Raw genomic sequence first — 25,018 nt, 5'->3', positions numbered from 1 at the left:
GGCCTTGGAGCATCACTAGCATGCTCGAGGATTCTTCATGCACTACCTAGAAATGCTCAACGACTTCCTGTCCGGCCACGTGCTCATCGTGCTGATCGTCGGCCTGGGCAGCTATTTCACCCTGCGCTCGCGATTCGTACAGGTGCGCCACTTCCCGCACATGTTCACGGTGTTCAAGGATTCCCTGCGCAACAGCGGCGACGGCCTGAGTTCCTTCCAGGCGCTGATGCTCAGCCTGGCCGGCCGCGTGGGTGCCGGCAACATCGCCGGTGTGGGCCTGGCCGTGACCCTGGGTGGCCCCGGTGCGGTGTTCTGGATGTGGGTGACCGCCCTGGTCGGCATGGCCAGCAGCTTCTTCGAGTGCACCCTGGCGCAGGTCTACAAGCGCGCCGATGGCGACGGCCTCTACATCGGCGGTCCGGCGTACTACATCCAGCACGGCCTCAACAAACGCTGGATGGCGCTGATCTTCTCGGGCCTGCTGCTGGTGACCTACGGCTTCGCCTTCGTCGGCCTGCAGTCCTTCACCGTGACCCACTCGCTGGAAAACGCCTTCGGCCTGCCGGTGCAGTACACCGGGATCGCCCTGGCCATCCTGCTGGGCCTGGTGTTCATCGGTGGCATCAAGCGCATCGCCGCGGTCTCCGACGTCCTGGTGCCGGTCAAGACCCTGGCCTACATCGCCGTCACCCTCTATGTGATCGTCACCCAGATCGATCTGGTGCCCGGCACCCTGCTGACCATCGTCAAGAGCGCCTTCGGCCTGGAGCCGGCCTTCGCCGGTCTGCTGGGCGCCGCCATCACCATGGGCGTCAAGCGTGGCGTCTTCGCCAACGAAGCCGGTCTGGGCGCCGCGCCCAACGTCGCCGCCGTGGCCGCGGTCAAGCACCCGGCCGCCCAGGGCGTGGTGCAGGCCTTCAGCGTCTTCCTCGACACCTTCGTCATCTGCACCTGCACCGCGCTGCTGATCCTGCTCTCTGGCTTCTACGCCCCGGGCTTCGACGGCGACGGCATCGTGCTGACCCAGAACTCCCTGGCCGCGGTGGTCGGTGACTGGGGCCGCATCTTCATCAGCGTCGCCCTGTCGCTGTTCGTCTTCACCTGCATCCTCTACAACATCTACCTGGGCGAGAACGGCCTGCGCTACCTGCTCGGCCGCGGCAAGGCCGTGCTGCTGGGCTATCGCGGCCTGGTGCTGGTGCTGATCTGCTGGGGCTCCATGCAGAACCTGACCACGGTGTTCGCCTTCGCCGACATCACCATGACCTGCCTGGCCTTCGTCAACCTGATCGCCCTGGCCATGCTGATCAAGGTCGGCATGCGCATCCTCAACGACTACGACGCCCAGCGCCGCGCCGGTGTCGATCAGCCGGTGTTCGATGCCGACCAGTTCCGCGACCTGGACCTGGATCGCCAGGCCTGGCCGCCGCTGGATCGTCTGGAAGACACCGTCGCCGAGGCCCGCGCCGCGCAGCCGCGCCAGGCGCACTGACCGCCGCCACCGGATCGCCCTGACCCGGATCGCGACCGCTCTCCTGCCCCCACCTCGCGTGGGGGCAGTCCTATCAGGAAGTCCCCCATGACCTCACCCTACCTGCACATCCTCTACACCGGCGGCACCATCGGCATGCAGGCGACCGCCGCCGGCCTGGCCCCGGCCGCCGGTTTCGAGGCGCGCATCGAGGCCCTGCTGGCCAGCCGCCCGGAACTGGGCAACCCGACCTGGCGGCTGCAGGAGCTGCTGCCGCTGATCGACAGTGCCAACATGACCCCCGCCGCCTGGGAGCGCATGGCCCAGGCCATCGTCGCCGCGGCCGCGGACCCGGCCTGTCGCGGCGTGCTGGTACTGCACGGCACCGATACCCTGGCCTACAGCGCCGCCGCCCTGGCCTTCCGGCTGCTGGGCCTGGCCATTCCGGTGCTGCTGACCGGCTCCATGCTGCCGGCCGGCGTGCCGGACAGCGATGCCGACGGCAATCTGGCCGACAGCTTCGCCGCCTTCGCCAGTGGCCTGGCGCCGGGCGTCCAGGTGCAATTCCATGGCGAGCGCCTGCCGGCGGCGCGCTGCACCAAGCAGGCCAGCAGCGGCTGGAAGGCCTTCGTGGCAAGTGCCCGGCCGTGCAGTGGTGACGCCCTGGTCGCCGCACCTGCGGCCCTGCGCTTCGACCAGCCGCGCCAGGCGGTACGGGTAGCGGTGCTGCCGCTGTTTCCGGGCGTTGATGGCGCCACCCTGCGCGGTCTGGCGGGCAGCGGCGTGCAGGGGCTGGTACTGGAGTGCTATGGCAGCGGCACGGGGCCGGCGGACGACGCCGACTTCCTCGCCGCGCTGGCCGAACTACGCGATGCCGGGGTACCGGTGGTTGCCCTCAGCCAGGGTGCTCGCGGCACGGTGGAACTAGGCACCTACGCCGCCGGCAGCGGCCTGGCCGACGCCGGGGTGATCTCCGGTCGCGGCATGACCCGCGAAGCCGCCCTGGGCAAGCTGCACAGCCTGCTCGGCTGCGGGCTGGATCGCGCGGCGGTGGCCGAGTGGATCGGGCGTAATCTGTGCGAGGAGCTGTAAGCGTCGGCCAGGTGCCGGCTGCTCCCTCACCCCGGCCCTCTCCCAGGGGGAGAGGGTGTTTGAGTAGGCTGCGTACTGGCCCTGCGGCTGTCGATCCGACACCTCGGGAGCTTGAAGACGTAGGTTGGGCTGAGGCGACTCTTTCGCCGAAGCCCGACAGCGCGCGCTCGACCTGGGCCGCGTTGGGCTTCGCCTGACAACCTCAGGCACCCCGCACCAAACTCCCCTGAGCGCCCCCTCTCCCTCCGGGAGAGGGCCGGGGTGAGGGCAAACCCTAACGCCAAAGTAGCCCCTACAGCGCCTCGCGCCACAGGCTCACCGCCATCTCGGCCGAGGCGCCCGGCGCCACGGTCAGGACGTCGTCCATCACCCGCGCGGTCTCGATGCAGAGCATGCCGGTCCAGGCGTCGTCGGCGAACTGGCTCAGGCGCGCGGCCTTGTCGATCCAGGGATTCCACAGCACCGCCGAATGGCTGTTGCGGGTCTCGACGAACAGTCGGCGCTGCCACTGAGTATCGCGGATCGCCAGACGCGCCGGCAGCCCGACATAGACCCGGTCGGTCTCGGCGGTGATGGTCGGCTCGCCGTTCTGCCGCTTGCGGGTCCAGCCGTCCAGGCAGTCGTAGTAGTCGGCGTTGGCCAGGCCTTCGATGCCCACTTCGCGCACGTCGCTCACGCCGAAATAGGTGTGCAGCGCCTGGCTCAGCACCAGCGGGTGATCTTCCAGATTGCGCACGCTTAGGGTCAGCTCCAGGCGTTCGCCCACACTCAGGCTCAGGGTCAGCTCGGTGGCATGGGGCCAGCCCGGCGTGGTCTCGGCGGAGGTGCGGTGGTGGAAATCCAGGCGCACCCGGTCGGTATCCACCTCGACGCCACCCGCCTGCCAGGCGACCTGGCGCGCCAGGCCGTGAGCCGGGGCGTCCGCGGTGGTGGTGCACATCGCCTGGACTTCGGCCGGATTCTTCAGCAGGTCGCCGAACCAGGGCCAGCAGACCGGGATGCCGCCACGGATCGGGGTACCGGGCTCGAACACGGCTTCCGGATTGCCCCAGACGATGTCCGGCTCGCCGTCGAAGCCGTAGCGCAGCACATGGGCGCCCTGGCAGGCCACCAGGGCTTCGGCCTGGCCGACGCGGATGCGCCAGACGGGCAATTGGCCCAGTTGGATCTGTTCGACGAGGGGGGCAGCGGACATGGGATGACTCCTGGAAAAGGTGAGAGGCGACTGTAGTCCAGTCGAGGACCGGGCTCCAGCCAGCCATGGACAGCGCCGGCGGCAAAATCTCGCGGCGTTGCCCGGTTCTCATGTCCGCAGGCCAGGCTCGGCTAGACTCCAGGCCCCTTACCTCAGGAAATGTCTGGCCATGTCGGGTATCCCTCGCGCTCACCGCTCTTGCGGCCTTCTCCTGGGGCTGGCATTGCCGATCCTCGCCCAGGCCGCGCCCAGCCTCGACGACGAGGTCCGCACCGCCGCCCGCGCGGTGATGGCCGAGCAGGACATTCCGGGCCTGGCCGTGGGTGTCACGGCCCCGGGCCTGCGCCGGCTCTACTACTTCGGCACCGCCGATCGCCGTAGCGGCCAGGCGGTGGACGCCGCCACCCTGTTCGAGATCGGCTCCCTGAGCAAGACCTACACCGCCACCCTGGGTGGCTACGCGGCGGCGACGGGCCGGCTGCGGCTGGACGAAACGGTTGCGCAGGTTCGCCCGGCCCTGGCCGGCAGCGCCATCGGCCAGGCCAGCCTGCTGCAGCTGGCCACCTACAGCGCCGGCGGCCTGCCGCTGCAATTTCCCGACAGCGTCACCACAGACGACCAGGCGACGGCCTTCTACCGCGCCTTCCAGCCACCCTTCCCCACCGGCAGCCGCCGCCTCTACTCCAATCCCAGCATCGGCCTGTTCGGCGCCCTGGCGGCCCAGCGCCTCGACGAGCCCTTCGCCACGGCCTTGCAACGCCACGTACTGACGCCCCTGGGGCTCAGCCATACCTATCTGCAGGTGCCGGCAGCGGCTCAGGCCCACTACGCCTGGGGCCATGGCAAGAACGACCAGCCGTTGCGGGTCAATCCGGGCGCGTATGCCGAAGAGGCCTATGGCATCAAGACCACCGCGGGTGATCTGCTCGCCTTCGTCGAGGTCAACCTGGACCCCAGCCGGCTGCCGGCACCCCTGGCCAAGGCGATCGACGCCACCCAGCGGGGCTACTACCGCAGCGGTTCCATGACCCAGGGCCTGGGCTGGGAGGCCTACCCCTATCCGCTAGCCAAGACCCAGCTGCTGGCCGGCAATACCCCGGCGATGGCCCTGGAGCCGCAACCGGTGGACTGGCAGCACCCGCCATTGCCGGCGAGCGGCGCCCGGCTGTTGAACAAGACCGGCTCCACCAACGGCTTCGGCGCCTATGCGCTGTTCGTCCCCGAGCGTCGGATCGGCCTGGTGATCCTGGCCAACCGCAACTACCCGAATTCCGCACGGATCGAGACGGCCTGGCGGATCCTGCAGCAGCTCGATAGCGGGGTGCAATGAGGTACCCCAATCGCGGCCATGGGCCGCTCCTACAGAAGCATCACACCCTGTAGGAGCGGCCCATGGCCGCGATCAACTCGAACCCCGTAGCGTGGATGACGGCGCAGCCTCATCCACGAACCCCTGCGTCAAACCGCAACCTCAAACCCCGCCCGACTCCTCCCGCCCCTCCGCCGGCACCTCGTGCTCGGTGGCGTAGCCAGCGTCGGCCGCTTCCAGCACGCCATGGGCGATGCTGCAGAACAGCGAATTGACCCGGCGCATGTCGCTGAGCAGCCCCAGATGCAGGGAGCTGGTCTCGAAGCTCTCCACCACCTGTTGATGCAGCCGCTCGACGTGGGCATGGGCATAGCGCCGCTCCAGCAGGCGGAAGCGCTGCTTGAGCCGGCGTAGACGCCGCGCCGCGTCCAGGTCGCCGGACAGATAGACCGACAGGCACAGCTTGAGGCTGTCGACCAGCAGCCGGTGCAGCGCGGAGAGTTCGTCCACCCCGGAGGCCGAGAAGGACCGCCGCGCGGCGATCTTCTTGCTGTCCACGTCGCTGGCCATGCGCTCGATCAGATCGCCGGCCTGCTCCAGGTTGATCGCCAATTCGATGGTCTCCGCCCAGCGCCGGCTGTCGCGCTCGTCCAGGTCGTCGCGCGGCATCCGCGCCAGGTACAGCTTGATCGCCGTGTAGAGGGCGTCGACATCGTCATCGAGGCGGCGCACCTCGCGGGCCAGCTGCTTGTCGCCCGCGTTGATCAGCACCAGCAGGTGCTGCAGCATCTGCTCGATGACGTCGCCCATGCGCAACAGCTCGCGCGAGGCATTGGTCAGCGCCAGGGCCGGAGTATCCAGGGCGGCGGTGTCCAGGTGACGTGGCCGCAGAATGGTCTCGGCACTGTCCTTCGCCGGCAGCATGGCGGTGCAGAAGCGTGCCAGGGGGCCGGCCAGCGGTAGGAACAGCAGGCAGCGCACCAGGTTGTAGGCGACGTGGAAACCGATCACCACCTCGGCGTCGTTGAAGTCGTAGCCCTGCAGCCAGTCGGCCAGCAGGCCGATCCAGGGCAGCACCAGGATGCAGCCGGCCAGCTTGAACAGCAGGCTGCCCACCGCCACCCGCCGCGCCTCGACGCCCTGCTTGGCCGCGCCCATCAGCGCCAGCACGCCGCTGCCCAGGTTGGCACCCACCACCAGGCACAGCGCCACCTTGAGCGAGATGACTCCGGAGCCGGCCAGGGTAGCGGTGAGCAGCACCGCTGCCAGGCTGGAGTAGGACACCATGGCGAAGACCGCGCCGGTCAGGGCATCCAGTAGTTGATCACCGGTCAGCGAAGAGAACAGCACCTTGACCCCGGCGGCGTGGGTCATGGGCGAGGCCGCCTCGACGATCAGCTGCAGCGCCAGGATGATCAGCCCCAGGCCGATGGCGACCCGGCCGAGCTGGCCGGCGCGGGTCTGCTTGCGACCGAGAAAGAACACCACGCCAAGAAAGATCAGCAGCGGCGACAGCCAGGACAGGTCGAAGGTCAGCACCCGCGCCATCAGCGCGGTGCCCACGTCGGCGCCGAGCATGATGGCCAGCGCCGGGGTGAGTGGCACCAGGCCCTGGGCGACAAAGGAGGTCACCAGCAGCGCCGTGGCGTTGCTGCTCTGCACCAGGGCGGTGACGGCGATGCCCGAAAGAAAGGCCAGCGGCATGCGCTGCATGCTGCGGCTGAGCACCCGCCGCAGGCTGGCGCCGTATACCCGCAGGATGCCGGTGCGCACGATATGGGTGCCCCACACCAGCAGGGCGACGGCGGATAGCAGATTGAGCAGTGTCAGCATCGTGGCGCCCTCCCGGCGCGTGTCCAAGAGCTCCTGGCGAGCTTGTCACAAAATCGTAATGACCGTTCTGCACAGACGCACGAGCCCGAAGGCAGGGCACCTTCGGGCTCGTGGGGACTTGCTGGATTAGGCGGCGGAGACCCGGGTGGGTTCCGCCGCGGCGCTTAGATCTGCTCTTTGCGCAGCTTGACCGCGTCGCGGGCCTTGGCCTTGCCGCGCAGGCGGATGTTGATGGCTTCCACCGCCAGCGAGAAGGCCATGGCGAAGTAGACGTAGCCCTTGGGCACGTGGACTTCGAAGGCTTCGGCGATGAGCACGGTACCCACCACGATCAGGAAGGACAGCGCCAGCATCTTCAGGCTCGGGTGCTTGTCGATGAAATTGCTGATGGCCCCGGCCGCCAGCATCATCACCAGCACCGCGACGATGATCGCCGCCACCATCACCGGCACATGGCTGACCATGCCGACCGCGGTGATCACCGAGTCCAGGGAGAAGACGATATCGATGATGGCGATCTGGATGATGGTGCCGATGAAGCCGCTGCCCTTCTTCTGGGGTGCATCCTCGTCCTGCTCTTCCTCGCCTTCCAGGCCGTGGTAGATCTCGGCGCTGCTCTTCCACAGGAGGAACAGACCACCGAAGAAGAGGATGAGGTCACGCCCGGAGATGCCCTGGCCGAAGACAAAGAACAGGTCGGCGGTGAGGCGCATCACCCAGGTGATGGACAGCAGCAGCAGGATGCGGGTGACCATGGCCAGGGCCAGGCCGAAGAAGCGGGTCCGCGCCTGCATGTGCTTGGGCATGCGGCTGACCAGGATGGAGATCATGATGATGTTGTCGATGCCCAGAACGATTTCCAGGGCCGTCAGGGTAAAGAAGGCGACCCAGATTTCCGGGTTGGTCAGCCAGTCCATTGCAAATCCTCTTTTAGCTGAGACGCGCTCGGGCGCGCGCTCCAATGGAAAAGGCGCGTCAGGCGACGCGCCATTTTCGAACAGCCGGCAAGGCTAGTCGTACATTTGGTAAAACTCTAGCGGCTGTACAGCGGAAACACACCCAGTAACAAAGCACCGCCCAGCAGGAACATGCAGGTCACGGTGGCCCATTTCAGGGTGAAGCGCTGGTGGTCGCCGAACTCCACCTTGGCCAGGCCCACCAGCAGGTAGGTCGAGGGCACCAGGGGGCTGAGCAGGTGCACGGGCTGACCGACGATGGAGGCCCGGGCGATCTCCACCGGACTGATGCCATAGGCCGCGGCGGCCTCGGCCAGCACCGGCAGCACGCCGAAGTAGAAGGCGTCGTTGGAGATGAAGAAGGTGAACGGCAGGCTGACCAGGGCGGTGATCACCGCCATATACGGACCCAGGGCATCCGGGATCACCGCCAGCAGGCCCTTGGACATGGCGTCGACCATGCCGGTACCCGAGAGGATGCCGGTGAAGATGCCGGCGGCGAAGATCAGCGAGACCACCGCCAGGACGTTTTCGGCATGGGCGGCGATGCGCTGCTTCTGCATGTTCAGGCAACGGTAGTTGACGGTCATGGCGATGCCGAAGGCGATCATGAACAGCACCGGCATCGGCAGCACGCCAACGATCAGCGCGGCCATCAGCGCCAGGGTCAGCAGGCCGTTGAACCAGCGCAGGTGCGGGCGGCGGGCCTCGGCGCACTGGGAGACGGTGACGTCGGCGCCTTCGGTCTCGCCGATTTGCAGGATGCCCAGGCGGGCGCGTTCGCTGCGGCCATAGAGGTAGGCGAGGAAGAACAGCCAGGCGATGGCCAGCAGCATGGGCGCGATCATGGGCACGAAGACGTCGGCCGGGTCCACGTGCAGGGCACTGGCGGCGCGGGCGGTCGGACCGCCCCAGGGGGTCAGGTTCATCACGCCACTGGAGAGCAGCATCAGGCAGGTCATGATCAGCGGATTCATGCCCAGGCGCTTGTACAGCGGGAACATGGCCGCCACGCAGATCATGTAGGTGGTCGAGCCGTCACCGTCCAGGGAGACCACCAGGGTCAGGAAGACGGTGCCCATGGCCACCTTGAGCGGATCGCCCTTGACCAGCTTGAGGATCCAGCGCACCGCCGGATCGAACAGGCCGGTATCGATCATCACGGCGAAGTAGAGGATCGCGAACAGCAGCATCACGCCGGTGGGCGCCAGCTTGCGGATGCCGTCGAGCATCATCGGGCCGAGGGCGTCGAGCTTGACGTGGCCGAGGCTGGCGAATTCGCTGGACAGCGCCCAGGCCAGCACGGCGAAGGCGATCGGCACCATGGTCAGGGCGATCAGCGGAGACAGGCGCTTGGTCATGATCAGGTACATGAAGGTCATGACCATGGCGAAGCCGAGGAAAGTCAGCATGGGAATACCTCTGAATTTTCGCGAAGAGAAGGAGGGTTCAGCCGCGGCGCAAGGGCGCGGTGAGGGCGAAAATCCAGGGGAGACGGGCGCGCGGGGACGCCTGGAGGGACAGATACGACATGGCAAGAATCCTGGTTATTTTTGTAGGCACGTCGCCCGCTCACGGGGGCGGGTCTTGAGCGGATCCTAAGAGGTCAACCTTTCGCCAGCCTTGCGTGGTGGCGAATGGATGTTGCCGGATGTCACGAAGCGGACATGAAGGAAGGGGTTAGCCGCCCCGCTGCCAGTACAAAACGCTCAGCTGCTCGATGCAGCAATCGAGCGGGCTCTGGATCCTGGTGGACCGCCTGCGCGCCGAGAGGGCCCAGGCGCCGATCTGAATGACGCCTGGCGGCAAGAAAAAAGCGGACCGCGCTCGGGGCGCTGTCCGCTTTTTTTGCCGACCGAATGCGGGCGTCAGCCGCGCAGTCGCGTGTTGAGCACGGCGATGTGCTCCGGGCCGATGCCGCAGCAGCCGCCGATCAGGCTCGCGCCACGCGCCTGCCAGTCCTGGGCGAAGCTCAGGTAGCCGGGCGGATCCAGGTCGGGACGCAAGGGGTCGAGGCCGTCGTTGGCAGTGGCCTCTTCCGGCTGGGGCGGAAAGGCGTTGGCATAGGCGCCAAAGGGAATCTCGACACCCGCCGCGGCAAAGGTCGCCCGTGCGGTATCCAGCGCCGCGGCCATCACCTCGGGCTGGCTGCAATTGAACAGCAGTGCCCCAGCGCCCAGTGCCACGGCCAGTTGCGCGGCCGCGGCCACCGGCTCGCCGGATCTCAGCCGTGGGATCTCGTCGACGTCTTCGTCCTTCAGGGTAAAGGACAGCCACAGCGGCTTGCCGTCGTCGGGCAGGCCGGCGGCGATGGCGCGCACCTCGGCCAGGGAGCTCTGGGTTTCCGCCAGCCAGAGATCGACATGGGGCGCCAGGCCGCGGATCAGCGGCTGCAGCACCTCGTCCACCCGCGCCGGCTCGAACAGATCGGGGCGATAGGAACCGAACAGTGGCGGCAGGGAGCCCGCCACCCGCACCGGCTGACCGCTGGCTGCCACGGCCTGCCGCGCCAGCTGGCCAGCCCGCGCGGCCAGGCTCTCGCCTTCGGTGGCGAAGCGCTCCTCGCCAATATGGAAGGGCACCACCGCATAGCTGTTGCTGGTGATCACCTGGGCACCCGCCTCGATATAGGCCCGATGCACCGCCTCCACCTGCTCCGGCGCCTCGCTCAGGGCCAGGGCCGACCACTCCGGCTGGCGAAAGGGTGCGCCACGGCGCTGCAGCTCACGACCCATGCCACCGTCGAGCAGAACAAGATTCATGTTGGCCATATAGCTATTTCACTTTTCCTTATAACCAAAACAGAGTTCAATATCGGTTCTCATATCTCTCTAATACCAGGCCCTCTTCCCCTTTGCAAAGGACGCCCCCATGAGAACCGCTCTGCTATCGGCCTTAGGCCTGACCCTGGCGCTGGCCGCCACCTCGGCCTCGGCTGGCGCCACCCTGGACCGCATCAAGGCCAAGGGCGAGCTGGTCAATGTGCTCATGGAGAGCTATCCGCCCTTCTCCCAGCTCAATGCCCAGAACCAGCTGGAAGGCTTCGACGTCGACGTGGCCAAGGCCGTGGCCGACAAGCTGGGCGTCAAGCTGCGCCTGGAAACCCCTTCCTGGGATGTGATCGCCGCCGGCCGCTGGAGCGGTCGCTACGACGTCTGCATCTGCTCCATGACGCCCAGCCAGGCGCGCGCCCAGGTGTTCGATTTCCCGGTCAACTACTACGCCTCGCCGGCGGTGATCGTGGTCAACGCCGGTGACGACCGCATTCAGGGTGCCAAGGATCTCTCCGGCAAGAAGGTCGGCGTCACCAGCGCCTCCTCCTACGAAAGCTACCTGAACAAGGACCTGACCATCGAAGGCCAGGAGGACCAGCCGCTGAGCTATCCCTTCGACCAGGTGCAGGTGGTGCCCTTCCCCGACGACAACGTCGCCTTCCAGGACCTGGGCCTGGGCGCCGGTAAGCGTCTGGACGCGGTCCTGACCAACCTGGTGACCGCCCAGCCGCGCCTGGCCCAGGACAGCAAGTTCAAGCTGGCGGGCGCGCCGCTCTATGCCGAGCCCAACGCCGTGGCCATCGAGAAGGGTGATGCGGAATTTGCCGCTAAGCTGCGCGAGATCATCGAGGGGCTGCGCCAGGACGGCACCCTCAAGCGGATCTCCGACAAGTGGATCGGTGCCGACATCAGCCAATGAGTCAGCTACCACCCCCGGTCGAATCGCGTCCCCTGCTGAGCTTTCGTACCCGCGTCTGGCTGACCTGGCTGGCGCTGCTGGCCGGGGGTGTGTGCTTCGTGCTCGGCTTCGACCTCAAGTTCGCCAGCGTCTGGCCGCGCCTGCCCAACCTGGTGGGCTGGCGCCTGGGTCCCAACGGCTTCCTGCAGGGCGCGGCCCTGACCCTGTTCCTCAGCCTCAGCTCCATCCTGGTGTCGGTGCTGCTGGGCTTCGCCGCGGCCCTGGGGCGGCTGTCGTCCAGTGCCCTGGCCTATGGCGTGGCGACCTTCTACGCCTCCTTCTTTCGTGGCACCCCGCTGCTGATCCAGATCCTGCTGATCTACCTGGGCTTGCCGCAGATCGGCGTGGTGCCCGGCGCCATCAGCGCCGGCATCCTCGCCCTGTCGCTGAACTACGGCGCCTACCTCAGCGAGATCTTTCGCGCCGGCCTGCTTGGCGTCCCCGCCGGTCAGCGCGAGGCGGCCCTGGCGCTGGGCCTGTCGCCGCGGGTGATCTTCTGGCGCGTCACCCTGCCCCAGGCCATGCGCAGCATCATCCCGCCCACCACCAGCCAGTTCATCTCCATGCTCAAGGACTCCTCCCTGGTTTCGGTGATGGGTGTCTGGGAGGTGATGTTCCTCGCCCAGTCCTATGGCCGCTCCAGCTATCGCTATCTGGAAATGCTGACCACCGCGGCGGTGCTCTACTGGCTGATGTCCCTGGCCATGGAATTCATGCAGTCGCGCCTGGAGCGGCACTATGGGAAGGCGTATCGGGGGCGTTAGGGCCTGTGGCTAGGCTGCGAAGCACTGACGTCCGATCGACGCCTCACCACCGGAGTAGCCAGGATGAAAGTGGATTGGCATGGTGCCGAGCTGACTCGTGCCGCCGTTATTGATCGGCACTACAGGCACACGCAGAACGTTCGCCGTTTCATGCTCGCGGCCTGTGGCGAGGCCTTCCGCTTCGATCGCGACCTCATGGCGTGGATCCGCAGGGGAGTACCCAAGACCCTGGGCGATGTGGTGGATGAATGGCACCGTCGGCAACGCGGTCGATAGCGTCTTGCTGTCTCTAGTCACTCGCTGATCCTCGCTGTTTATAAGCGGAAGCGGAGGCCACATGACTGAAACGGAAACCACTACTCAAAAGCTGTCCCGTTTTGAAACGGCGCGTTTTTGTCTTGAATCGCTGATGGCCAACTGTTCGCGGTTGATCCAGGCAGAAGAGGCGAAATCAGAGCCGGATCAGGCCTGTATCGATCAATTGAAGGCCAGGCGTCGCGAATACCGCAGACTTCGTAACGATCTGGATTTCGACGATCGAAGACAAGTCGAGGACGCCATAGCCACCTATGGCCCTCAGGCAAAAGCCGCTATGCAACAGACAGCGAGACAGGATCCTGGTGCGAGCTGATTGACTGGGCGCCAACCGGGATGAATGCCGATCGTGCTGGATGACGTCAGCGTAGGAAAAGCTGCTCCTCAAAGGATCGCACCCGGTACAGGCGGAGTGATCCTTTGAAATCGCAATTATGGCAGCAGGATCCAGCCACTACTTGAGATCGGTCGTCAGCTCCGGCGTACCGAAGCTGACGAGCCTGGCATTGGAACGTTCGAAATAGCCCTGCCAGAAACGTTCGAGACTCTGCAGTACCTTGCCAGAACGATAGGCACCCTTGGCATCGTCACCGATCAAGCCCGCACCCATGACATACACCCGGGCGCCGTCCAGTTGGGCGAACAGCTCCTTCTTCTCTACCTTGGCCAGCTCAGCTGCAGGGTCGATTCCACGAATGCGGTTGGCTTGATAGAAGCTGCCGAAGTCGCTGTTCTCCAGCATGTCTGATACCAGCAGAATGATCTGATCCTCGCTAGGCTCCTGGCCTAGGTCTTCGCCAATCTTCTTGAGGCTGGCGAAGATTTCACTGCGCGATATCTCCTCGTTAGGCTTGCCGAAACTCTCGACGAATTGCTTGCCGAACGTCTTCTGGAAAAAAGCGGCCTGCTGTTGCAGACAGGTATCGAGCTTCTTGAGGCTGGCGTTGCCGATATGGTTACGCACCTTCCCAACCAACGGTTTTTCCAGGATGCCGGCAAACTGCAACTTCATGTAGTTGTTCTGCAACAAAGCCGAAAATTGATAGAGCTTGATGCTGTCGCCTGGCTGTAGGTATCTCAGGGTGTGCTCCCAGGCACTGCTTTTGAGCGCCTGGGGCATATTGACCGTTTCATCGATGACCACCGTCAACGCTCGCCCCGAGGGGGCTGGCTGTTCGCTGGCCAATTGCGCATAGCGGTAACAGCTCGGCAAGTCGTTACGTTCAGCCGCCATTGTCGCAGGCGCCAACAATAGGCACACAATTGCCAAGGTTGTGGTCAGGCGCATTTCAGGCACCCTCTTTCTTGGCACGCTTTATCGCCATCTGAACTTTCTGCTTGCTCAGCAGTGCGGCGCTGTCGACACCCAGTTCTTCGCCGATGGCGGTCAGTTCTTCGGGCGAATAGACCGTGAGGTCGCCCAGGTTGGCGATCAAGGCGTTCTGCTCTAGGGCAGGTGCCGGTGCCGATACAGATGCTGGTGCTGGTGCTGGTGCTGGTGCTGGTGCTTCAACGGTCGCGCTCGACGAACGCTCAGGAGCTGAGGTTTCAGCAACAGCAGCCACGTTGTTGAGCGCAGCCAATTCACGCTGCAACGCCTGTTTTTGCTTGGCGGTATCAAGCGCCTCACGCATCGCTTCCAGCTCGCTGGCAGCCTGATGCGCTTTTTTCTGCCGCTGACTTTCGCTGTTCTGCCGCTCTTTCTCGTTGGCATAGAGCGCAAAGCTCCGACGCAGACCACGGTCGGCACTACCGCCTAGAGAATGACGATGCTCGATCCGCTCTTGCAGACTGCTGAGCTTGGCCTCGGCATCTCGGGCGACTCGATCACGCTGACTCTGCTGATAGGCCGCGAATTCGCTGGCACTGCTGAAGCCGGAGATATAGCCCGCTGCTTCCCGTGACTGGGTGCCGGCGAACGAACGGAAAACGCCGATCAGGATGCCGATGATCTGTACGCCGATGAAAATGACCGACAGGATGAAGAAGGTGAGTTTGTAGGCGAAGATCCGATCGCCAGCCACTTCACTGGCCGCACGCTGGTCAGCCGCCTGACCATCGGCAGTGGCTTCGCTGGGCAACTGGAAAGGCGAAGCGTCTGGGATGAGCGCCGAACTGCTACCCGACGCATAGGGCGAACCGTTTACCTGCTGGGTTTCCAGCTCGTTGATGGTGGACGCTCGGATAAAATAGGCACCAATGGCCAGAGTTAGAATAAGCGCCGTAGCAATGATAGTGGTCCACCAGGTCGGGGAGACCGTGGCGTTGTGCTTTACTCGATTGATGATATGCAGGTACTTGGGCTCTTTATCATCGAGGCCGGTACGGTCCAGATCGACGTTGGCATCGGCCTGAAGATCCTTGGCGTTGTTGTTGCGCCGAGCCTGCCGATGCCATTCGCGGGCTTTGCGGATAAGGCCGTTGCGGTGAATCTCGGCACCCATGAGGTGGGTAGCAGGAACCAGAATGGTACCGATCAGCAGGGAGATGACGATGGCCGAAAATTCCGCCTGATTGGCGGAAATATTGTTGGCAATGAAAGGCGCCAGTACCAGAGCGAAGATGAACGCCTCAAGGATCACCAGAAAGATGCTGCCGATCCACAGGGGCAATCCCGTAGGTTTGCGGCCACGCTCTTCCACCTTGTTCAGATAGTTCGCGCATTTGTCGTAGAAGGTTGCGTCCTTGTTCACGCGCTCATAATAGCGATGGTATTTCGCGCATAGTTCACGCTCGGCCTTGTACCAGGCCGTCCCGCCTTCTTCACGATCCTGCATGAGATCGCGTTTAGACGCCTTGGCGATGAAGCCCACGACCGGAAAACTGACGCCCAGATTGAGAAAGAAGTACTTAACCTCATCCCACCAGCGGATGATTACCACGACCAGTACCAGCAGGCTGATCAGCGGCCATATCGCGTAGCGATAAGCCGCCAGCGCTGTTGTCAACGTCTCGAAAAGTTCCATGTTTCGTCCCCGGAATCAGCCGCGCACAGGCGCGTAAGTCGCTATGTAAGGTTTGGTGCCATTGTCGTAAAACAGGTCGCCGTCGATACTCTTGTCGCCGGTCTTTTTAATTACTACATCAATACAACTTACCGGTGCCTGCTCGGGCTTTTCCAAGAAGACCCGGTAGAGAATGGCGTCTTCGCCTTCATAGGTATTGGCGACGGCCGTATAGGCATCGCTGGGTCCGCCTTTGTTTTTTTCATAGTTCTGGGTAATGAAGACTTTCGGATCCTTCACCAGCGCAGCGTTGTCACGCAGCACGGCAACCGGCGACAGGGTCACAAGATGGCCATTGACCAGACCGGCCCAGGCGCGCCCGTTCATGCCGGGCAGGTATTCGCGCGTGACATGGTCAGATAGCGCAGCGCCGGTCGCGAAGCTTTTGACCTCGCCGCTGACGCGCGGGGCGTCCTGCTGACAGCTGCTCATGGGTACCTGGGCATAGGCACTGGAAATCAGCGCGAATCCGCCACTTTTCGGACGCAGGGCCTGACCGAGCTTCCAGGCACCGCTATCAACCGGCTGACCGCCGAAATCGATTTTCGCCAAGCTCGGCTTCGTCTGCCGAGGCGCCTCGGCATCTGTCGTCTTGGCCGCTTTCGACGGCGCAGTGGCAACAACCGGTTTTTTACCCTCGGGCTTGGCCACGGACTCCGTGGCGGTGCCATGGGCCAGATACTTGGCGTTGTTCTTTTCCGCGTTGATGCGCTTGACCAGCATGGCCTTGTCATTCAACTCGACGATCTCGACGCGGCGGTTCTTGCCGCGTTCGAGCGGATTGCTGTTGTCGGCGATGGGGCGCGAGGCGCCGGCACCCTGGAAGTACATGCGGTCTCGCGAAATGCCCTGCTCGACCAGAATGCTCGCCACTGCCCGCGCGCGCTGCTCCGACAGTGCCTGGTTAATGGCCGGCGTACCGGTGGCATCGGTGTGGCCGACGATGAGGATCGGCGTGGCTTCCTTGCCCACATAGGCACTGGCCAACTTGCCGATCTTGCGGCGACCTTCGTCGTTGAGCTGAGCACTCCCTATCGGGAACATACCTTCGTCGGCGATCTGGGCCACCAGGCCCGCCTCTTGCGGCGCGGCCGAAGGCGTAGCGGCGGCGGTCTGCAGCGTTTCCACCTGTAGCGGGATCTTTTCCTGTTCGGCGATCTGCTTGAGTCGCTCAAGACGATTCTTGTAGGCCAGAGCCGCGCCACAACCCACCGAGGCACCGACCACGGCCCCGGCGATCAGCGTCGCACCATCGCCCTTGGCCAGCGCAGCCGCGGCTACGCCCGTAGCGGCACCAAGGAAACCGCCGGCCAGGCAGTTGACGGTGCGACTCTGGCCGCTGGAAAAATTATCGACGGTGGCGCAGCCGGTAACGCCCAAGGAAATGGCTACGGTCAGCGCAGCAAGGCGTACTGGCCGGGAAGGAAGCAAAGAAGCCTGACTCACGTAAGTGACTCCTGGTTACTGGAGATAACGGATAACCAGGATGAAACGACCTATGATGTTTCATCCATGAAAACGGCGGGTGCTCTATCTAGCAGGATAGAAGCCTGGATTATATCCCGATATTACGGGTGGAAAGTGAAGAAGTGGGTTCGATGCAATGACAGACAACTTGAGTCGGGCCTAACAATCTCAAGGCAATATCATAACTAACGTTATTGCCTGCATAACTACTCCATCCAGGCCCGCCGCAGCCTGGCCAGCGCCTCGACGATCCGCGCCTCCGGTACCGCTGCAAAACCCAGCACCAACCCGGCGCGGGCGTCGGGCGGGGTCGGGCCCTCGGGCAGCCAGTAGCGCGACAGCGCATTGAGCTCCACCCCGACCGCGGCTGCCCGGGTCACCAGTTCGGCTTCGCGGGCCAGGTGGGTGACCGGCAGGCACAGATGCAGGCCGGCCACCGGGACGCCCGGCGGGGCGCAGCCGGCGACCGCGGGCCAGCCGGCCAGCAGGGCATCGCGGCGGCTACGCGCCGCACGTCGCATGCGGCGGATATGGCGCTGGAAATGGCCCTGCTCGATGAAGTCGGCCATGACCGTCTGGGTGGCGCTGTCGAGATGGCGGATGCCGGCCCGTTGCAGTTCCAGCAGCGCCGGCACCAGCGCGGGCGGGGCCACCAGATAGCCCAGGCGCAGACCGGGAAAGGCGATCTTGGAGAAGGTGCCGACATAGAGCACCCGACCGTGGCGATCCAAGGCGGCCAGGGGCGCCAGCGGCGCGCCCTGGTAGCGGTACTCGCCGTCGTAGTCGTCCTCGACGATCCAGCCGTCGGCCTGCCGCGCCCAGTCCAGCAGCGCCAGGCGGCGCGGCAGGGACAGCACCGCGCCGGTGGGATACTGATGCGACGGGGTGACATAGACCAGCCGGCAGTCCGGCAGCCCTGCCAACTGCTCCACCATCAGCCCGGCCCCATCCACCGCAACGCCCTGCAACCGCGCCCCGCCACTCTGCAAGGCCAGGCCCGCGGCGCGATAGCCAGGGTCCTCCATGCCCGCCAGGGCTCCGGGCGCCAGCAGCAACCGGGCGCAGAGTTCGATGGCCTGCTGGGCACCGCTGGTGATGAGGATCTGCTCGGGTGCGCAGACCAGGCCCCGCGCCTGGCGCAGGTAGGCGCTCAGCAAGCGCCGCAGGCGTAGTTCGCCGCCGGGTTCGCGATAGCCGAGCAGGGCCGGCTCGGGCTGGCGCCAGAAGCGCTGCTGCAGCCGCGCCCAGGTAGCGAAGGGAAACAGATCCACCGCTGGCAGACCGACGCGAAAGGCGCACGGCGCGCCGGGTGGCACGCTGGCTGGAGGCGCAGGCGTGGCCCTGACCGTGGCATCGGGAGCGGTCAGGGCCTGGGTCACGGGCACGACATAGGTACCGTCGCCCGGGCGGCTGTCGAGAAAGCCCTCGGCCAGCAGCTGCTCGTAGGCCGCGGTTACGGTATTGCGCGACACGCCCAGCAGCCGCGCCAGTTCGCGACTGGCCGGCAGGCGCACCCCGGCGGCAAGCTCACCAGTCAGGATCCGCCCCCGCAGGCCCTGGTAAAGCTGGCGCGCCAAGCCCTGTCCGGGCTCCAGCAACAGCCCCGACGGATCGAATCCCAGCATGGATTGGCACCCTGAAAGTTGCAGGAATTGGCTCTTACAGGGAGCCAAAGCCGACCTTAGCATGGCGAGACGTTGCTGGAGCCTTGCCATGTACCCCAACCCCGCCTTCTGTCTCGAAGACTTGCCCAGGCTGCACCAGCATCTGCGCGATCATGCCCTGGCGCTGCTGATCAGTCAGACCTCATCCGGTCCCCTGGTGAGCCATCTGCCGCTCTGGCTTGAGCCCGACGAGGGCCCCTATGGCACCCTCTACGGCCATCTGGCGCGCAGCAATCCCCAGGCCCCGGCGCTGGTCGAGGCGGGACAGGTGCTGGCGGTGTTCCAGGGACCCCAGGCCTATGTCAGCCCGGCCTTCTATCCCGGCAAGGCCGAACATGGCCGGGTGGTGCCGACCTGGAACTACCAGGCGGTGCACGCCCGCGGCCGCGTCGAGGTGTTCGACGATCCCGAGCGCCTGCTACCGCTGCTGGAGCGCCTCACCGACCGGCACGAAGCCGGGCGCGCCCGGCCCTGGCAGGTCGCGGATGCGCCAGCGGACTTCGTGCGGGGCATGCTGCGCGCCATCCGTGGTCTGCGCCTACCGCTGGACAGCCTCCAGGGCATCGCCAAGCTCAGCCAGAATCGCACCGCCGCCGATCGCGAAGGCGTCCGCCAGGGGCTGGCCGCCAGCCCTGTACCCAGCGACCAGGCCCTGGCCGCCCTGATCCCCTCTCCCGTCTGACTTGGAGTCACCCATGACCATCCGCCCCCTGACCGAAACCGATCGCGCCGTCTGGCACGACCTCTGGCAGGCCTACCTGGCCTTCTACGAAACCAAGCTGCCGGAAACCACCTACGCCCGCACCTGGCAGCGCCTGCTCGATCCCGCTCAGCCCCTGCATGGCGCCCTGGCCTGGGACGGCGAGCGGCCCCTGGGCCTGGTGCACTTCATCTATCACCCGTCCTGCTGGACCGAGACCGACTACTGCTACCTGCAGGATCTCTATGTCGCCGAAGGCCATCGCGGTGGCGGCCTGGGCCGCGCCCTGATCGAGCACGTCTATGCGCGCGCCAGAGCAGACGGCTGCGACCGGGTGCACTGGCTGACCCAGGAAACCAACCAGGCGGGACGCCAGCTCTACGACCGCATCGCCACTCGCTCGGGTTTCATCCAGTACCGCCACCTGCTGGGAGACAGAGCATGACCACCCTCGACTGGACCCCGGCCCGCCTGCCTCAGCCGCGCCTGCTGCAAGGCCATCATGTACGCCTGGAAACCCTCGATCCGCAGCGCCACGGCGCCGATCTCTGGCAGGCCCTGCACCACCAGGACCCGGCCCTGTGGGACTTTCTGCCCTATGGCCCCTTCACCCAGCAGGCGGCCTTCGACGGCTGGCTGGCGGGCCTGGCCGAAGGTCGCGATCCGCTGTTCTACGCCGTGGTGGATCCCCGCGACGGCCGTGCCCTGGGGCAGCTCAGCCTGATGAGCATCGTCCCTGAACACGGCAGCATCGAGATCGGCCATGTGGCCTTTGGCGGGCGCTTGCAGCGCACGCCCCTGGCCACCGAAGCCTTCTATCTGCTGATGCAGGAGGCCTTCTCCCTGGGCTATCGGCGCCTGGAGTGGAAATGCGACAACGCCAATGCCCGTTCCAAGCGCGCCGCCGAGCGACTGGGCATGCGCCCTGAAGGTCTGTTCCGCCAGCACCGGGTGGTCAAGGGTCGCAACCGCGACACCGCCTGGTTCAGCCTGCTGGATCACGAATGGCCCACGGTGGACGCAGGCTTCAGACGTTGGCTGGCGGCGGAGAACTTCGATGCGGCAGGGCGCCAGCTGAGCGCCCTGGCGGTCACGTCCAGCAAATGAGAAGCAATACCAAGGAGGCGGGCAAAGCGCTATCCTAGAGAGGTTGCTACCACCAGTCTCCTTTGCCGTGACCGCCATCCACGTCCTGCTCGTCGACGACCACCGCAAGCTGCGCGAACCCCTAGCGATCTACCTGCGTCGCCAGGGGTTCGAAGCCACCACCGCGGCCGATGCCACGCGAATGAAGGCGCTGCTCGCGCAGCAGCGCTTCGATGTCATCGTCCTCGACGTGATGCTGCCGGATGGCGACGGCTTCAGTCTCTGCCGTGAGCTGCGCCAGCGCGACACGACGCCGGTGATCCTGCTCACCGCCCGGGGCGAACTGGACGATCGGGTGCTGGGCCTGGAACAGGGCGCCGACGACTACCTGACCAAGCCGTTCGAACCGCGTGAACTGGTGGCGCGAATTCGCACCCTGCATCGTCGCTCCCAAACGACCGCGCCGCCGCATCAGCGCGAGTCCATCCCAGCGGCAATCTATCGTTTCGCGGGTTGGCACTACGCCGCCGTCAGCCAGCGCCTGCAGTATCCCGATGGCAGCACCCGCCGCCTGGGCCAGGCGGAGGCCCGCCTGCTGCTGGCGTTCCTGTGCCAGCCCCAGACCGTGCTGCATCGCGATCTCTTGCTGGACCGGGTGCGACCGCCCGATCGTGAGTTGGAAGACCGCAGCCTGGATCGCCAGGTCAGTCGGCTGCGCCTGCGCCTGACCGATCCGGCCGGCGAGTCGCCGCTGCGCACCGTCTGGGGCCGCGGCTATCTGCTGGATTGCCCGGTAGAGGCACTGGACGGGCCATGATCGCTCCCTGGCGGCACTGGCTGCAGGGCATCACGCCGCGCCTCTGTCTGCTGTTCTGCGCCGCCTTGCTGCTGGCGCACGCGGCCGCGGCGCTGGTCCTGCACCAGACCGGCGCGCTGGTCCATCCGCTGTCCTATGGTCAGGCCTTGGAGCGCCTGGCGGTGGCCCGTACCGCGGTCGAACGCCTGCCGGCGGCGCAGGCGCAGGCCCTGCTGCGGGTGCTGGCCGAGGCACCGGCGCAGGTCTGGGTGGCCGCGACGCCGGAGGTGACGCCCTTCGCCATGCTCGCCGAGGAACGTCGCCTGACCCGGGATCTGGCGCGACGCCTGGGGCAGACCGAAGACGGCCTGGTGATGCAGTTGGAAGGCCTGGCGGGCGACGCCGCCCGCGCCTCACCGCTGACCCCGGCCGGCTGGGCCCCCCTGCGCTTGCGCAGCAGCGTGCGCCTGCCGGACGGTCGCTGGCTCAATGCCGTGCAGTATCCGGCGCGCAGCGACGGCTGGCTGACCGCCCTGGGTTGGTCGCTGCTGCTGGGCGCCCTGCCGGTGCTGCTGCTGGCCTGGCTGTTGATCGGCCAGCTGGTACGGCCGCTGCAACGGCTCACCCGCGCCGCCGAGGGACTCAGCCGGGGCGAGCGCAGTCGATTGGAGGTCCGCCAGGGCCCGCGTGAGGCCAGGGAGCTGGCCGCGGCCTTCGAGCTGATGCAGGAGCGGCTGCTGCGCCACCTGGACGATCGGGTGCGCATGCTGGCCGCCATCAGCCACGACTTCAATACCCCGCTGGCCGCACTGCGGGTGCAGCTGGCCCTGCTGGAGCCCTCGGCCGAACGCGACGACATGGAGGAAAGCCTGGCCGAACTGGACGCCATGGTGCAGGAAACCCTCGACTTCATCCGTGGCGAACGCCAGACCGAAGCCCATCAGGAGGTCGACCTGAGCGTCCTGCTGCAGGACCTGCACGGGCGTTACCGGGCGCTGGGTCAGCAGGTGACCTGGGCGGGCGCCGCCGCGGCACCGCTCCGTGGTCGTCCGCTGGCGCTCAAGCGCGCCCTGGGCAATCTGCTCGACAACGCCCTGCAGCACGGTGGCAGCGCCGCCCTGGAGCTGTCGCAGCCCGAGCCACAGCTGCTCCGGCTGGACATCCTCGACGACGGCCCCGGCTTGCCGGAGGATCAGTTGGAGCAGGTCTTCGAGCCCTTCTACCGACCCCCGGGGCAGGACTCCGCCCGCGGCCTGGGTCTGGGCCTGGCCATCGCCCGCGCCTGCATCCTCGCCCATGGCGGGGAGCTGCAGCTGCACAATCGCCCGCAAGGCGGCCTCTGCGCGCGGATCCTGCTGCCGTCGACCCCCTAGCAGCCGGATATCCCGTAGGAGCGGCCCATGGCCGCGATAGGCCAAACAAAAGGCCTTGTCGCGCCAGAACAATCATTCCCAAAGTAGCGACACCCTGATCGATCAGGATTTCGCTGGGGCTGGACACGAACGCCTGCTCGGCTAGCCCCCTCTCCCTCTGGGAGAGGGTTGGGGTGAGGCGCGCCTCACAACGGATTTCCTAGTGGAAAAAGCTCCGCCGTTTTCCACGCTACGGTGCCAGCAGCGATCTTGCGCTCACAACGTAGAGGTTCCACGTGGAGCATCTGGCTCCCCTAGAAACTCAAGGTCGCACTCACCCAGAGATGCCGGCCGTAGTTCACCGTGCCATAGGTCTCGTCGTCCAGGCGGCGGTCGTTCAGATTACGGATGGCGGCATTGAAGCTCAGGTTGCGCGTCGCCACGAAGCCACCGCCCACGTCCCAGGTGGTGTATGCCGGGGCGGCCTCGCCGGTCAGGGTGGCGTCGTACTCTTCACCGTAGTAGTCCAGCGCCGTCCACAGGTTGAGACGGTCCGACAGGGTCCAGTCCAGGCGGACGTTGGCCTTGCGCTCCGGGGTCAGGGCCAGGGGCGCACCCTGGTTGGGGCCGCTGCGCTGCTCCGAGTCGAGATAGGTGAAGTTGCCGCCCAGACGCAGGGCCTCGGTGATGTCCCAGCCACCGCTGAGCTCCACACCGCGGATCACCGCCTCGTCGACGTTGATGCGGTCCATGCGGATATAGCCATTCCAGCGCTCGGTGGTGGTGACCGTGGACAGCTTGTCCTGGAAGTCGTTGTAGAACAGCGTCGCCGCCGCCTCCAGATTGCGCCGGTTGGACCAGAGCGCCGCCACCTCGTAGTTGGTGCTGGTTTCCGGCTTGAGATCCGGATTGCCGAGCATGACGAAGCGGTTGCGCCGCAGATAGGCATAACCCGGCGCCACGGCGCGGATTTCCGGTGCCTTGAAGCCGCGCGAGACGCCGCCCTTGAAGGTCCACTCAGGGGTCGCATGCCAGACCCCATAGAGCCGCGGACTCCAATGATTGCCGTACAGCTCGTGGTGATCCAGGCGCAGCCCGCCGGTGAGGGCGAAGCTGTCGGTGATGGCCCACTCGTCCTCGGCGAACAAGGCCTGCTGGGTCACCGCGAAGGAGTACTGACGGCGATCGTTCAGCCCCTGGTTCCAGTCCTGCACCTCCCCGCGGTTGTATTGCAGACCGGTGGTGAGCAGGTGGTCGTCCAGTGGCGTCACCAGCTTGGCGTCGAATACGGTGTTCTCGACCTGCGGCTTGCGCCCATAGACATCGGTCTGCGCCGGCGTGGCCAGGCCTTCGCGGGAGGTCTCCTCGTGCAGCAGCGACACGTCCGAGCGCAGCCCGCCGGCCCAGTGGCCAGTGTGACTCAGCGACCAGTGATCACGGTCGTTGTCCTGTTGGCGGGTCGCCCAGTTGTCGCTCAGGCCGTCGCCGTTGCGCAGGCGTGTCTGCCCGGCCTCCAGCAGAAATTCATGATTCTCGTTCGGGGTGAAGGCCAGGCGCCCGGTCAGGTCGCGATGGCGCGCCTTGCTGAAGCCCTGGGTCCGCTCGATGTCGTCGTCGGCCTGGCGATCCAGGTAGCGGCCCCACAGCTGCAGGCCGAGCAATTCGCTGTGCAGCGGCCCGCTGAGAAAGAACTGGCCCTGGCGCGAATTGCCCTGGTCGCTGTGCTGCTGGGCGATGTAGTCGGTGGTCAGGGAGCCATGCCAGGTGGCGGTGTTCTTCTTGGTGATGATGTTGATCACCCCACCGATGGCATCGGAGCCGTACAGCGAGGACATGGGCCCCCGCACCACCTCGATGCGCTCGATGGCCGCGGCTGGCGGGATGAAGCTCTGCTCGTAGCCGCGATTGCCGTTGACCCGTGACTCCCGCGCGCTTTGCCGCTTGCCGTCGACCAGGATCAGGGTGTAGTCCCCCGGCATGCCGCGGATGGAGATGTCGGTCTCGTTGGCCGCGCCGTTGACCACCACTCCCTCGACGTCGCGCAGGGCATCGCCCAGGTCGCGGATCGGGCGCTTGCGCAGGGTCTCGGCGTCGATCACCGTGACCGAAGCCGGGGCGTCCTCCAGCCGCTGTTCGAAGCCGGAGGCGGTGACCACCGTGGTGTCGAGATCGGTGATCTCTTCGGCCTGGATCGCCAGACTGGCCACAGCCAGGCCGAGCGCCAGGGGCGTAGGGATGAAGCGTTGCAACCTTGCCATGCAGCGTACCCTCCAGACGGGAA

The 25,018-nt window shown here is 65.9% G+C and carries 22 protein-coding genes; 12 read left to right on the top strand and 10 right to left on the bottom strand.

Translation table 11 applies throughout. From position 1 onward, the window contains the following. Positions 1-37 precede the first annotated feature (37 nt). On the top strand, positions 38-1,492 hold the full coding sequence (locus tag NRG74_RS17720; protein ID WP_257704946.1) for an alanine/glycine:cation symporter family protein: 1,455 nt from the start codon (positions 38-40) through the stop codon (positions 1,490-1,492). A gap of 87 nt (positions 1,493-1,579) precedes the next feature. Continuing rightward, positions 1,580-2,563, top strand: coding sequence for an asparaginase (locus NRG74_RS17715; RefSeq protein WP_257704945.1), 984 nt, complete (start codon positions 1,580-1,582; stop codon positions 2,561-2,563). 292 nt (positions 2,564-2,855) lie between these two features. On the opposite strand, the gene NRG74_RS17710 is transcribed toward NRG74_RS17715, so the two are convergent. Then, the gene (locus NRG74_RS17710) at positions 2,856-3,758 is read right to left on the bottom strand and encodes a D-hexose-6-phosphate mutarotase (RefSeq protein ID WP_257704944.1); all 903 of its coding nucleotides are present in this window, start codon (positions 3,756-3,758) and stop codon (positions 2,856-2,858) included. A 169-nt stretch (positions 3,759-3,927) separates the two neighbouring features. On the opposite strand from NRG74_RS17710, the gene ampC reads away from it, so the two are divergent. After that, the gene (gene ampC / locus NRG74_RS17705) at positions 3,928-5,088 is read left to right on the top strand and encodes a class C beta-lactamase (protein WP_257704943.1); all 1,161 of its coding nucleotides are present in this window, start codon (positions 3,928-3,930) and stop codon (positions 5,086-5,088) included. A 141-nt stretch (positions 5,089-5,229) separates the two neighbouring features. Here the strand turns inward: ampC and NRG74_RS17700 are convergent, their stop codons facing one another. The 4 genes from NRG74_RS17700 to NRG74_RS17685 form a co-directional block, all read right to left on the bottom strand. Further along, a complete protein-coding gene (locus tag NRG74_RS17700; RefSeq protein ID WP_257704942.1) occupies positions 5,230-6,900 on the bottom strand; it encodes a Na/Pi cotransporter family protein in 1,671 nt (556 codons plus the stop codon). Between the two features lie 164 nt (positions 6,901-7,064). Beyond that, positions 7,065-7,817, bottom strand: coding sequence for a TerC family protein (locus NRG74_RS17695; RefSeq protein ID WP_017639194.1), 753 nt, complete (start codon positions 7,815-7,817; stop codon positions 7,065-7,067). 116 nt (positions 7,818-7,933) lie between these two features. Further along, positions 7,934-9,268, bottom strand: coding sequence for a CitMHS family transporter (locus NRG74_RS17690; protein ID WP_257704941.1), 1,335 nt, complete (start codon positions 9,266-9,268; stop codon positions 7,934-7,936). Positions 9,269-9,724: 456 nt separating this feature from the next. Beyond that, positions 9,725-10,627, bottom strand: a complete 903-nt coding sequence (locus NRG74_RS17685; protein ID WP_257704940.1) for a homocysteine S-methyltransferase family protein — start codon at positions 10,625-10,627, stop codon at positions 9,725-9,727. Positions 10,628-10,727: 100 nt separating this feature from the next. On the opposite strand from NRG74_RS17685, the gene NRG74_RS17680 reads away from it, so the two are divergent. The 4 genes from NRG74_RS17680 (at position 10,728) to NRG74_RS17665 (ending at position 12,983) form a co-directional block, all read left to right on the top strand. Further along, positions 10,728-11,549 (top strand): transporter substrate-binding domain-containing protein, encoded by an 822-nt coding sequence (locus NRG74_RS17680; protein ID WP_257704939.1) that lies wholly within the window; start codon positions 10,728-10,730, stop codon positions 11,547-11,549. Further along, positions 11,546-12,352 carry an amino acid ABC transporter permease gene (locus NRG74_RS17675; protein ID WP_231355528.1) on the top strand — a complete coding sequence of 269 codons (807 nt, stop codon included), beginning with the start codon at positions 11,546-11,548 and terminating at the stop codon, positions 12,350-12,352. Before NRG74_RS17680 ends, NRG74_RS17675 begins: the two co-directional genes overlap by 4 nt. Positions 12,353-12,415: 63 nt before the next feature. Further along, a complete protein-coding gene (locus NRG74_RS17670) occupies positions 12,416-12,628 on the top strand; it encodes a DUF6434 domain-containing protein (protein ID WP_017639190.1) in 213 nt (70 codons plus the stop codon). 61 nt (positions 12,629-12,689) lie between these two features. Next, positions 12,690-12,983: a hypothetical protein gene (locus NRG74_RS17665; protein WP_153015330.1), complete on the top strand. Its 294-nt coding sequence runs from the start codon at positions 12,690-12,692 to the stop codon at positions 12,981-12,983. Positions 12,984-13,121: 138 nt separating this feature from the next. On the opposite strand, the gene NRG74_RS17660 is transcribed toward NRG74_RS17665, so the two are convergent. The 4 genes from NRG74_RS17660 to NRG74_RS17645 all read right to left on the bottom strand — a co-directional run bounded on the left by NRG74_RS17660 (position 13,122) and on the right by NRG74_RS17645 (position 18,764). Continuing rightward, on the bottom strand, positions 13,122-13,955 hold the full coding sequence (locus NRG74_RS17660; protein ID WP_257704938.1) for a hypothetical protein: 834 nt from the start codon (positions 13,953-13,955) through the stop codon (positions 13,122-13,124). A gap of 1 nt (position 13,956) precedes the next feature. Next, on the bottom strand, positions 13,957-15,633 hold the full coding sequence (locus tag NRG74_RS17655) for a hypothetical protein (protein WP_017639187.1): 1,677 nt from the start codon (positions 15,631-15,633) through the stop codon (positions 13,957-13,959). Between the two features lie 15 nt (positions 15,634-15,648). Then, the gene (locus NRG74_RS17650; protein ID WP_143075248.1) at positions 15,649-17,118 is read right to left on the bottom strand and encodes an OmpA family protein; all 1,470 of its coding nucleotides are present in this window, start codon (positions 17,116-17,118) and stop codon (positions 15,649-15,651) included. 227 nt (positions 17,119-17,345) lie between these two features. After that, positions 17,346-18,764, bottom strand: a complete 1,419-nt coding sequence (locus NRG74_RS17645; RefSeq protein WP_257704937.1) for a PLP-dependent aminotransferase family protein — start codon at positions 18,762-18,764, stop codon at positions 17,346-17,348. 88 nt (positions 18,765-18,852) lie between these two features. Here NRG74_RS17645 and NRG74_RS17640 point away from each other — a divergent pair, with 88 nt between their 5' ends. The 5 genes from NRG74_RS17640 to NRG74_RS17620 all read left to right on the top strand — a co-directional run bounded on the left by NRG74_RS17640 (position 18,853) and on the right by NRG74_RS17620 (position 22,758). After that, positions 18,853-19,485: an FMN-binding negative transcriptional regulator gene (locus NRG74_RS17640; protein ID WP_257704936.1), complete on the top strand. Its 633-nt coding sequence runs from the start codon at positions 18,853-18,855 to the stop codon at positions 19,483-19,485. Positions 19,486-19,498: 13 nt separating this feature from the next. Beyond that, a complete protein-coding gene (locus NRG74_RS17635; protein ID WP_017639184.1) occupies positions 19,499-19,948 on the top strand; it encodes a GNAT family N-acetyltransferase in 450 nt (149 codons plus the stop codon). After that, entirely contained in the window at positions 19,945-20,610 is a 666-nt protein-coding gene (locus NRG74_RS17630; RefSeq protein WP_257704935.1) for a GNAT family N-acetyltransferase, read from the top strand. The genes NRG74_RS17635 and NRG74_RS17630 overlap by 4 nt, the downstream gene beginning before the upstream one ends. A gap of 67 nt (positions 20,611-20,677) precedes the next feature. After that, entirely contained in the window at positions 20,678-21,406 is a 729-nt protein-coding gene (locus NRG74_RS17625) for a response regulator transcription factor (RefSeq protein WP_257704934.1), read from the top strand. Next, a complete protein-coding gene (locus tag NRG74_RS17620) occupies positions 21,403-22,758 on the top strand; it encodes a sensor histidine kinase (RefSeq protein WP_257704933.1) in 1,356 nt (451 codons plus the stop codon). Before NRG74_RS17625 ends, NRG74_RS17620 begins: the two co-directional genes overlap by 4 nt. 293 nt (positions 22,759-23,051) lie before the next feature. Here the strand turns inward: NRG74_RS17620 and NRG74_RS17615 are convergent, their stop codons facing one another. After that, positions 23,052-24,995 (bottom strand): TonB-dependent receptor domain-containing protein, encoded by a 1,944-nt coding sequence (locus NRG74_RS17615; RefSeq protein WP_257704932.1) that lies wholly within the window; start codon positions 24,993-24,995, stop codon positions 23,052-23,054. Positions 24,996-25,018 lie beyond the last annotated feature (23 nt).

The sequence above is a fragment of the Pseudomonas oryzihabitans genome, from assembly GCF_024652905.1.
Classification (GTDB): domain Bacteria; phylum Pseudomonadota; class Gammaproteobacteria; order Pseudomonadales; family Pseudomonadaceae; genus Chryseomonas; species Chryseomonas benzopyrenica.
Note: the sequence above shows the minus strand (reverse complement) of the source record. Positions and strands in the feature narration are given on the sequence as shown.

Bases quoted from the DNA above. Each gene is read 5' to 3' on its own strand.
- NRG74_RS17720 (WP_257704946.1), top strand. From the start codon at position 38: ATGCACTACCTAGAAATGCTCAACGACTTCCTGTCCGGCCACGTGCTC.
- NRG74_RS17715 (WP_257704945.1), top strand. From the start codon at position 1,580: ATGACCTCACCCTACCTGCACATCCTCTACACCGGCGGCACCATCGGC.
- NRG74_RS17710 (WP_257704944.1), bottom strand. From the start codon at position 3,758: ATGTCCGCTGCCCCCCTCGTCGAACAGATCCAACTGGGCCAATTGCCC.
- ampC (WP_257704943.1), top strand. From the start codon at position 3,928: ATGTCGGGTATCCCTCGCGCTCACCGCTCTTGCGGCCTTCTCCTGGGG.
- NRG74_RS17700 (WP_257704942.1), bottom strand. From the start codon at position 6,900: ATGCTGACACTGCTCAATCTGCTATCCGCCGTCGCCCTGCTGGTGTGG.
- NRG74_RS17695 (WP_017639194.1), bottom strand. From the start codon at position 7,817: ATGGACTGGCTGACCAACCCGGAAATCTGGGTCGCCTTCTTTACCCTG.
- NRG74_RS17690 (WP_257704941.1), bottom strand. From the start codon at position 9,268: ATGCTGACTTTCCTCGGCTTCGCCATGGTCATGACCTTCATGTACCTG.
- NRG74_RS17685 (WP_257704940.1), bottom strand. From the start codon at position 10,627: ATGGCCAACATGAATCTTGTTCTGCTCGACGGTGGCATGGGTCGTGAG.
- NRG74_RS17680 (WP_257704939.1), top strand. From the start codon at position 10,728: ATGAGAACCGCTCTGCTATCGGCCTTAGGCCTGACCCTGGCGCTGGCC.
- NRG74_RS17675 (WP_231355528.1), top strand. From the start codon at position 11,546: ATGAGTCAGCTACCACCCCCGGTCGAATCGCGTCCCCTGCTGAGCTTT.
- NRG74_RS17670 (WP_017639190.1), top strand. From the start codon at position 12,416: ATGAAAGTGGATTGGCATGGTGCCGAGCTGACTCGTGCCGCCGTTATT.
- NRG74_RS17665 (WP_153015330.1), top strand. From the start codon at position 12,690: ATGACTGAAACGGAAACCACTACTCAAAAGCTGTCCCGTTTTGAAACG.
- NRG74_RS17660 (WP_257704938.1), bottom strand. From the start codon at position 13,955: ATGCGCCTGACCACAACCTTGGCAATTGTGTGCCTATTGTTGGCGCCT.
- NRG74_RS17655 (WP_017639187.1), bottom strand. From the start codon at position 15,633: ATGGAACTTTTCGAGACGTTGACAACAGCGCTGGCGGCTTATCGCTAC.
- NRG74_RS17645 (WP_257704937.1), bottom strand. From the start codon at position 18,764: ATGCTGGGATTCGATCCGTCGGGGCTGTTGCTGGAGCCCGGACAGGGC.
- NRG74_RS17640 (WP_257704936.1), top strand. From the start codon at position 18,853: ATGTACCCCAACCCCGCCTTCTGTCTCGAAGACTTGCCCAGGCTGCAC.
- NRG74_RS17635 (WP_017639184.1), top strand. From the start codon at position 19,499: ATGACCATCCGCCCCCTGACCGAAACCGATCGCGCCGTCTGGCACGAC.
- NRG74_RS17630 (WP_257704935.1), top strand. From the start codon at position 19,945: ATGACCACCCTCGACTGGACCCCGGCCCGCCTGCCTCAGCCGCGCCTG.
- NRG74_RS17620 (WP_257704933.1), top strand. From the start codon at position 21,403: ATGATCGCTCCCTGGCGGCACTGGCTGCAGGGCATCACGCCGCGCCTC.
- NRG74_RS17615 (WP_257704932.1), bottom strand. From the start codon at position 24,995: ATGGCAAGGTTGCAACGCTTCATCCCTACGCCCCTGGCGCTCGGCCTG.